At 29.8% G+C, this 10,206-nt stretch carries 5 protein-coding genes; all 5 read left to right on the top strand.

What is annotated here, in order from left to right:
* Positions 1–2,306, top strand: a 2,306-nt coding sequence (locus KQ44_RS13190) for a tetratricopeptide repeat protein (protein WP_143277892.1), incomplete at its 5' end; no start/stop codon positions are given.
* A gap of 513 nt (positions 2,307–2,819) precedes the next feature.
* Positions 2,820–5,024 (top strand): flagellar filament capping protein FliD, encoded by a 2,205-nt coding sequence (fliD, locus tag KQ44_RS13195; protein ID WP_096737849.1) that lies wholly within the window; start codon positions 2,820–2,822, stop codon positions 5,022–5,024.
* A gap of 17 nt (positions 5,025–5,041) precedes the next feature.
* Positions 5,042–5,812 (top strand): patatin-like phospholipase family protein, encoded by a 771-nt coding sequence (locus tag KQ44_RS13200; protein ID WP_096737850.1) that lies wholly within the window; start codon positions 5,042–5,044, stop codon positions 5,810–5,812.
* Positions 5,813–6,288: 476 nt separating this feature from the next.
* Positions 6,289–9,384: an SNF2-related protein gene (locus tag KQ44_RS13205; protein WP_096737851.1), complete on the top strand. Its 3,096-nt coding sequence runs from the start codon at positions 6,289–6,291 to the stop codon at positions 9,382–9,384.
* Positions 9,385–9,660: 276 nt separating this feature from the next.
* Complete coding sequence (locus tag KQ44_RS13210) at positions 9,661–10,086, top strand: hypothetical protein (protein WP_096737852.1); 426 nt, start codon at positions 9,661–9,663, stop codon at positions 10,084–10,086.
* The last annotated feature ends 120 nt before the right edge of the window (positions 10,087–10,206 follow it).

Raw genomic sequence — 10,206 nt, forward strand, 5'->3', positions numbered from 1 at the left:
AAAAAGAAAAAGGGCCTTCAGATGATGACTTAGATTTGGATAACTTATCATTAGATGACGACGAAGAAGAAAAACCATTAGAAAGTAAATCAGAAGATGATGATAAAGAAGAAGAATCTAAAGATTATGCAGATGATGATTTAAATTTAGATAATTTATCATTAGACGATGCAGAGGAAGAAAAACCATTAGAAAGTAAATCAGAGGATGATGATAAAGAAGAGGAATCTAAATATCATGCAGATGATAATTTAGATTTGGATATAGATAATTTAGATAAAGAAGAGCCTTCAAATAATGCGGTTTCTAATATAGTTGAAGGAGGAACATCTCTTCCAGCTCCTGAAACTGCTGATAATTTGCCTGCTTCAAAATATGATGATGTTGATAAGGATATAGATAAGGATAAAGTTTTAAATACTATTAAAAATCTTTCTCCTCTTACACAATACCATGTTTTGGATACTATACTTAATGAGAAAATAGATAAAGATTCAATGGAAACCTTGCTAAATGCTTTAGAGCGAGGTGAGTCCAGCGAAAATATTACAGAGCTTTTAAATAAAGAATTAGGTTTGGGAATAAAAGAAGATGGCAGAAAAAATGTAATAGACCTTATACCTATACCAAATTCATTAAAAGATTATGGACGAATAATAAGAGTTGCAGCAGTATTTTTGGTACTTTTTGTTGCTTTGGTAATACTTTCTTTCCAATTTATTTATAAACCAGTAATGGCAAATAAATATTATAAACAAGGACTTGTTAGTATATCAAATGGAGCTTATGAGGAGGCAGAACGTAATTTTGCTGAAGGTGAGAGACTTAAACCAAAACAAATAAAATGGTATAATAAATATGCCAGAGCCTATATAGAGAGAGAAACTTTTAATAATGCTTTCAGTAAAATACAAGGTGCTTTAAATATTAAGCCTAGAGATTTTGAAACTAGAATAACATTCGGATACTATTATAGAAAGAAAGGCGAGAAAGAATTATCAGAAGAAGATTATGTGTTAGGCGAACAATTATATGAAGATATGCTTGCTTATACAGGTAAGAAGAAAGAAAAAGAAACTATATATGATGAACGCGGTCTTCTTATGATAAGCAGAGCTAGAAATATGTTAGAGCCTCAGTATTATGATATAGCTTATACTAATTATATTGATATGGTTACTTTCTTTGGAGACGGTGTTGTACCTAGAAAGAGAGCTATGCTTATAAAGATATATCAGGATAATTATGATCATGTAAAAGCTTTGCAAGATCATATAGAGTTATTAAAACCAGGATATATAGATGATGAAGTTTATCCTAAATTAGCTCAGTATTTACTTGATAAAGATGATTTCTACGGCTCAAGAGTATTGTTTGAAAAACTTTTAACTGCTTATCCTAATAATTTAGAATCTATAGTTGGATATGCAGATTATGAAACTAGATTAAAACATTATGATAGGGCTATGGAACTACTTAATACAGCGGCATTGCCTTTGTATGAATCTAATCCTTTTAATAAGGGTAAAGAGTATGTTTATAATATGTTGGGTCAAATATATTATAATTTGGGAGAATATGGAAATGCTGTAAGAAACTTTAATGAGGCACTTGCTATTAATGAAGTATATCCTGACGCTAATTATAATTTGGGTAATGTTTATTTCTATAAAGATAAAGATTATGCTAAAGCTAAACAGTATTATCAAATGGCTTATGATAATTTAGCTCCGAATCTCAGAAGTGATCAGCTGCTTTATAATTTATCTTGGATATATTATGCTGACGGAGAATATGACAGTGCTTTTGAGGGATTTAATGCATTATTCCAAAAAAACCCTAGCAATAGTGTAGTATCTTATGCATTAGGTAATTCTCTTTTACATTTGGATAGGGCTAATTTGGCTAATGGTTTTTATAGAAATGCTTTAAGTCAAGTATTAGCTAAACGTAATAGTTTGGGAAGATTAGAAATGCGTACAGAGAGAGATTTTATACTTATAAGTTATTTGGCTAGCCTTTATAACAATATAGGTGTTTCTTATGCTTATAATGCGGCTGTTACAAATACTGTATTAAATGAACAAGAGGCATTTAAACATTTTGTTTTGGCAAGCGAATATTTTGACCAGATTAGAACTTCTAATATAGATTTGGAGAGAGCTGAAAAAAGGACTGTATTGGTTGATGATCAAAATATTGGGGCTGCTACATATAATATTATGTCTATGCAGGCTAGAAGAAATTTAAAAGAAACAACTGTTATAGATGATTATATACCTAAAGACATGTATTATATAAGATAATTTAAGATAATAGTAAAAGTTTGCATAAATTAAAGCAGGGCTTAGTATGGTAAAGTCCTGCTTTTTTATTTATAATTAAATCTTTGAATGCACTTTATAAAGAATTATCAACTTTTTTGCCGCACACACCGCAGGCGGGCTTTGCGAAAAACGCAATTACTAGAACTTTATATCTTAGATATATGTATTAAATATATATGATAATACCTAAAATTTAGGCAAGGTGTACAGCGTATGGTTTTTTATACCACGCCATACCTAACGGTACTTCCTTCGGTCGCAGGCGGACAGGCGTCATAAAGGACATGGGGCAAATATTTTAAATTAAAAAATTAATTTTTGACAAATTATAGTTGTTTATGTATATACTGAGTTAAAAACAATATTTATAAAAAAGAAATAATGTTATCAATTTTTTTAATATTCCGAAAATTAAAAAATAGATTTATTTTTACGTAAATATTGAAATTTTAGTTTTATTTAATATAGTATATTTTAAGGGGAGATGTTTATATGGCAACAACAGGAGCTTTTCTTGATGAAGTATATCAAAATGCAGTAGAAGCTGAAGTTAATAAGAGAAGTACCACACTTTCCAATTTGGCTGACAATGCTAAAGATTATCAAAGGGAAATTTCAGCATATGAAGATTTGAAAGCTAGATTGGATACTCTTTCTACAGCTTCAAAAGAGCTATATGGTTTTCGTTCTCCTTTTAGAAATTTTGTTGGTACTGGAGACGGTATACCAGATTATTTTACAGTTACTGCAAACAGACTTGCTAATACCACAACATATGATATAGCTATAAGAGATATAGCAGCCAGTCAGAAATTTTCTTCAAAAGCATTTAATATGTCGGATACTCTTCCTGCTGGTAAAATAGTATTGAAAATAGGAGATGAGGAAACGACTATAGATTTTGCAGGCGGAAGTTTGGTAAATTTGCAAAAAGCTATTGATAAAGCCTTTGGTAAAAAAATAAAAACTACAATAACTCAAAAATCAAGAACTTTACAGGTTCTTACTATGGACTTGGTAAAAACAGGCTCTAAAAATATAGTTGAAGTTGTAAGCGATGATGCTGGAATATTAAAAGAGCTTAATATGTTTACTAGAAGACCTTACAGATATTTAGGACATATATTTAATCAAGAGCTTTTAAGTAAATGGGAAGATGAATCTGATAATTTAACTACAAACTATATGGTAAAAAATGACTTTATAGTTCTTCAAGGTGAAAATAAATTATCACTTCCATTGCATAGAGAGGCAGAAGCTAATGAAAATATTACTTTGTCAATAACAGCAAGAGTTTCTGATACATTAGACGATGCAGAAGAGCCTCCTATTATGCCTCCTACAGTGGACTTATCTATTCCAGATACTGGTGTAACTTTTAATAAAATAGACAGTGTAATATATAAAGATGTTGAACTATATGGAGAAGGTTTATCTCCAGCAGACAGTTCAAGAACATTTGAAGATATAAAAAAATATAAAGAAGCCTTAGAAGCAGAACGTAAAGCCAAAGAGGGAGTAGAAGCAGAAGCTCCAGAACCAATAGACGCTACTGGTTTTAATGCTGAAATAATAGGTGTAAAATATATTAATAAGGCAGGGGATGAAGTAGAAAAATTCTTTGCTTTGCCTACTATAAGTTCATCTTGGCAGAGGCTTAATATTCCTATAGGAGGTCAGTTTGAAGAGGGCGATGTTATAACAGAAGTTGTATTAATAAATAAAAATGCAGGATACAATGTATTTTATAAAGATTTACTTATAGAGGATATGGGAAGGGAGGAAGATGCTCCTAATTATCTAATATCCGAAGCAACTGATGCCAGAGCTTCAATTGACGGAGTTGATGTACTGAGTGATACTAATGAGTTTAATGATGTAGTAAACGGACTTAATATAACAGCTAAAAAAGTTACACCTGAAGCATTTGCTACTACTATTGAAGTTGATAAAGAAAAGGTAGTTGATGGAATAGTAAACTTTATAAGTGCATACAATGATGTTATTGACCTTTTAAATGATACCACTCAAAGACCTTTAAGCAGAGATATAAGAGATGGTATTGAAAATATGAACAGAACTGAGCTTATAGATTTGGCTACTACTTTGGGGGTAGAATATAATCCAGAGATGGCAGATTCTGCTTTGAAGAAAAAACTTTATTATGTAGGAGTATTCAGCGGAAATACTCTTGTAAGCACTATATCTCAGCGTATCAGAATGATTGTTGCTGATTCTTATGAAACAGAATATGGAGAAGAGCTTGCACTTCTTGACCAAATAGGTATAAACAGAGGAAATGCAGGAGAGGAATGGTCTAAAGTAAAAAAAGGTTTCCTACAGGTTGATGAAGAGAAGTTTATGAATAAAATAGATACTCAGATGGACGGTATAGAAGAATTATTCTCTAATGATATAACTGGAGATGATATACCAGATACTGGTGTTGCCTATACTATGAGTGATTTTGTAACACCTTATTCTCAGACGAGGGGTATTGTTGAAAACAGTATTATGATGACAAGAAATCGTATGGAAGACAATAAAAAGAGAATGGACGATGAGAAAGACAGAATAGAAGAATACAGACAACAGAGACTATCTTCTTATTATCAAATGCAGGCTGAACTTCAGCAGGCTGAAAGAGAGAGAAAAAGACTTGAATCTTCTCTCAATCAGAATGCAGGTGGAAATTAATCTGTAATTATAATATTATGAAAAAATTGGGGCTTGTACTTGGCGGCGGAGGAGGAAGAGGTGCTTATCATATAGGCGTTTGGAAATATTTAATAGAATCGGGTATATATGATAAAGTGTCTGCTATTTCTGGTGATTCTGTAGGTGCTTTGAACTCCTGCCTTTTTGCTATGAACAATTATAGTATTGCTGAAAAGGTATGGAAAGAAGAGATAAAAACTAAAATACTTACAGCAAAGAAACTTAAAGAGTATTTTAAGATTAATAAATCTTCTCTATTTGGTATATTTTCAAGAGAAGGGTTACTTGAAATTATAGATAAGTATATAGACATTAATCTTATTTCTAATTATCATTTTAATATATATGCTTCCTGCTCAGAGTATAAAGCTCCTTTTTTTATAAAGCCTAAATATTTTAAACTAAACGGTAGCTCTAATGAAAGAATAAAAAGAATACTTCTTGCTACTTCTGCATTAATTGCAGTATTTCCTACAGAAAAAATTGATAATCATTATTATCTTGACGGTTATTATACAGATGACTGTCCAATATCTCCATTATATGATTATGAAGACTGTACTGATATTATAGTTGTTCATTTGGATAAAAGAAAACATGTTAAGATAAAAGATAATATAAATGTGTATGAAATATATCCTTCAAAAAACTTGGGTAACTTTTTTAATGGTGTTTTGGATTTCTCGCCTGAAGGTGCTTCAAGAAGAATAGAGCAGGGGTACAATGATGCAAAAGAGTATTTATCATTTATGGCATCAAAAAAATAGTATATACTAAAAATTTTTAAGTTTGTCAATTTTTTTATTCAACTTTTTTAGAATCTCTCCACACACTATATCTAACGGTACTTACTTAAGTATAAGGCTTACTTCTTTGGCACGCTTCAAAAAAGTGCAAGTACAAAAAATAATGGTAAATAGTACTAATTATATTTTATATGTGGGATAAATTATTAAATTTAGTTTGAAATATATGCTTATTTGTGTCATAGTATAAAATAACAGTGGGACAGAATGACTGTGCTAGTCCACGCAATTATAAACAAAAATAGTTTTGAAACAAGTATATTACCTATTATTAATTAACATAATTTAGTTATCATAATATATTAAAATCTATTCTTTTTTACATATTAACAAAAATCATGTTTTTTTATACATTAAAAATATTGACTTTTATTAATAATTCTATTATCATAAAAGCCATTAAAAATGATGTGTAAAAATATAGTAAGGTTATGGGAATGAACACTAGGGGTAAGTCTAAAAAGAAAATTAAGGAAAATGATAATCCTTTTTTAAATCTTAATGCAAATGCAAAAGAAAATGATGAGCTTGCAAAGGCTTCTATCAAAACTATAGCAAACAGTGTTGTTATTACAGAAAGCGATAATAAAAGAATAGACAGAAATAAAAAAGAGGAAAACTCTCAAATAATAGATCCTTCGCGTAAAAATTGGCTTTATTATACAAGATCTCCTTTAATGGATAATTACAGAGATAATCTTTACAGAGAATATTACAGTCTTTCTGTGCTTTTATCTGTAAGGGGAGATAATAACAATGAAAGAACATTAGGACTTTCTTTAAAATTAATAGACTTAGAAAATAAAAAAGAATACAGAGTAGGGGAGCTTGAGAGTTTTTTATTTTCATGCGTTATAGGTGATAAGCAAAGCATAGAAGATATTGAAAAAACTATAGAGCTTGAAGATTTTAGTAAATCAGAGGCAAAATTAATAAGATTTTTAAATAACTTGTATGCTGAGGCTAGACAGGTACAGGAAAACGGTAAATTATGGTTTAAGGACTATAATGCATATCAATGCTTGCTATTACTAAAAGATGTACCAAATATAAGGCTTGAAAGCAGAGTTATAACATTCAGCGATGAAATCTTAAACTTACAATTAGAAAGCTATTATAATGAAGAAAAAGATTTAGTGCTTAATTTGAGTATTAAAGATGTTGACTTAAATAGAGTATATACATTCGGAGAGAACTGTGATTTTATACTTTATAAAGATATTTTTTATGAGACTAATCCTTCATACCCTAAAATCAAAAAGAATATTTTTAAAGACAGTATAATAGTAAAAAAAGATTATATAAAAGATTTTTGTTCAAGAGTGCTTCCAAATTTAAAAAAAGACTTTGATAATATAGAACTTCCAGAAGATATAAAAGAGAATGATATATTAGCTTTTCCAGCTCAGGCATTGGTATTTTTGGATTATGACGGCACTAATGTATTTTCAACTATTAAATTTAAATACGGTTCTTTTACTGTGGACCCTTATTCAGGAAAGTTTACAAGCAGTAATATGTTTGATAATGAAGTTACAGAGATTTACAGAGATACTGAAAAAGAAGAATATTTTTGCAGGACATTATCAAAATATTTGGAAAAAGTTGGAGATTATACTTTTGCCACTTCTGATGATGAGAAAATATTTTATTTATGCTACAAAATACTTCCAGCACTTCAGGATAGAGGCTGGACTTGCTATTATAGCGAATCTTTCAAATCATTAAAATTGAATGTTAAGCCTCTTAAAATGAGAGTTTCTTTAACTAAAGATATTAACTTTTTTGAGATTAATTTTTCTTTTGAAGGAGTTAAAGAGCTTCATGATTTATCGGATATTGTAAGGGCTGTAAAAGTAGAAAATAAAGAGTATATAAGACTTCAAAATGGTTCATTTGTACCTATAGATTTGGAAGTAATTGATTATATTGCCAAGATGTTTAAAGAAAATCCTATAGAACAAAAAGAGGATAACAGATACTTGCTTCCTATGTTTAGTGCTCCTTATTTTGCCGATATGCTCGAGAAACATAGCGGAATAGAACTCGACTTGGACGATAATGCAATAGACACAATAGCAAATATAAAAAGGGTAGATTATGATGAAACTCCTCCAAAAACTATAGTAGGAGATTTCAGAAGCTATCAATTAGTAGGATATAAATGGCTTAGAAAATTGGCTGATATGTCATTAAACGGTATACTTGCTGATGACATGGGGCTTGGTAAAAGTTTTCAGACTATAGCTACAATACTAAAAGAAAAAGAAAACGGTAATAAACTTACTTCTTTGGTTGTTGCTCCAACTTCATGTGTTGCTAACTGGGAATGCGAGATTAAAAAATTTGCTCCTTCTCTTGAAGTAATAGTATTATCAGGAAATTTAAAAACAAGAATGAAAAAAATAAAAGCGGTAAGTAATTATGATGTTGCTGTAATATCATATTCTACATTAAGACGCGATGTAAAGGCATTAAGCGAGAATGAGTTTAACTATCTCATATTAGATGAGGCACAGCATATAAAAAATGCTAATACTCAAAATGCTAAAATGGTTAAAAGTTTAAAATCATTAAAAAGACTTGCCCTAAGCGGTACGCCTATAGAAAACAGTATAAGCGAGATGTGGTCGATGTTTGATTTTCTTATGCCGGGATTTTTGGGTAAGCATAAAGACTTTGTTGAAGATTATGAAGCTCCTATACTTGCAGGGTTAGATAGTTCAAGCGAGGCTTTGGATAATTTAAAGACAAGAATAGCTCCTTTTATATTAAGAAGATTAAAAACTGATGTACTTACAGATTTGCCTCCTAAACATACTGTCGTAAGCTACTGCGATTTGACAAAAGATCAAAAAGAACTTTATATGTCTATACTTGAAGCTGCTAGAATAGAAATATTTGAAACAGTTAAACGTAAAGGTTTTGCTCAGTCTCATATAGAGATATTTTCAGCATTAACTAGATTAAGACAAGTTTGCTGCCACCCTAGACTTATGCATGATGATTTGAGAGGGGAGAGTCATACAAGCGGTAAGTTTAATATGTTCATAGAGATGATAAGAGAGGCTATTTCAGGCGGGCATAGTGTATTGGTATTTAGCTCATTTACTAGAATGCTTAATCTCATGCGTAGTGCCTTCAAGAAATTGGGAATAGATTATTTTTATTTGGACGGTGCTACAAAAGACAGAATGGATTTAGTTCACAGATTTAATGCAGGAGAGGCACCTGTATTTTTACTAAGCTTAAAAGCAGCAGGTACTGGACTTACTTTAACTCAGGCGGATACTGTAATGCATTATGATTTATGGTGGAATCCAGCTGTTGAAGATCAAGCTACTGACAGAGCGTACAGAATAGGACAAAAACGCGTTGTAACTAATTATAAGCTCATAACAAGAGGCACTATAGAAGAGAAAATACTTGAACTTCAAAATAAAAAGCGAGTACTAATTGATACTGTTGTAGGCGACTCTATGGGTGACATAAATAAATTAAGCTGGGACGAAGTAAAGAATCTCATAAATTAAGATAGAAATAATTTTTTAATATATCCACCCTAAGCAATTATAGTTTGTTATAAATGTATTTTTAAATTTAGAATTTACTTGTTCCAGAATTAAATTAATAAATGTTTACACAGTTTTATTTTTTAGTATTTTTATAATTGGTGGTTTTGTCATCCTTTGATTGCTGTAGGCAAGATACACTAAGTTTGGTTATACATATTAAGTACGCCTACAGTGAGAAGAAGGTACAGCCTGTCTGCGACGAAAGACTGCAGTTTATGAAAGGAGGTTTCATTTATGAAAAAAAATATAGGTTATTTAGGTTTTTTTTATTATAATAATCCAGATTACATTCCTAAAGATGAAATGAAATTTGAAAATTATGACAGATCTATAATGGATTATGACATATTGATATTTAATCCATTAACATTTTATAGAACATATATTTCTAATGATTATTCTATTAATAATCAATTGAAATATGAAGAAATTGAAAATGAAAAAAAATTTCAATTAATTTCAGAAAGATGGAAAAATAATCTAAATGATTTTGTGATAAGAGGTGATACTTTATTTATTTTTACATTTACTTATATAAATAATAATGTAATAAAAAATATTCATACTTATAATATAATAGACTTACTTTTAGATTTTAAATCTATAAATTTTGAAACAGGAAAAAATTGTTTTAAAAAAATCATCTTCAATATTAGATAATCTTTTTTATAGATTTAAAGATAATTTTATTTACGATATAACATATAGTAATGTAGAATTGAAAAATAAAAATATAAATGCAAATACAAGCAATATTTTTTGTGGTAAATATAAAGATAA

The sequence above is a fragment of the Brachyspira sp. G79 genome (genome assembly GCF_002379365.1).
Lineage (GTDB): Bacteria > Spirochaetota > Brachyspiria > Brachyspirales > Brachyspiraceae > Brachyspira.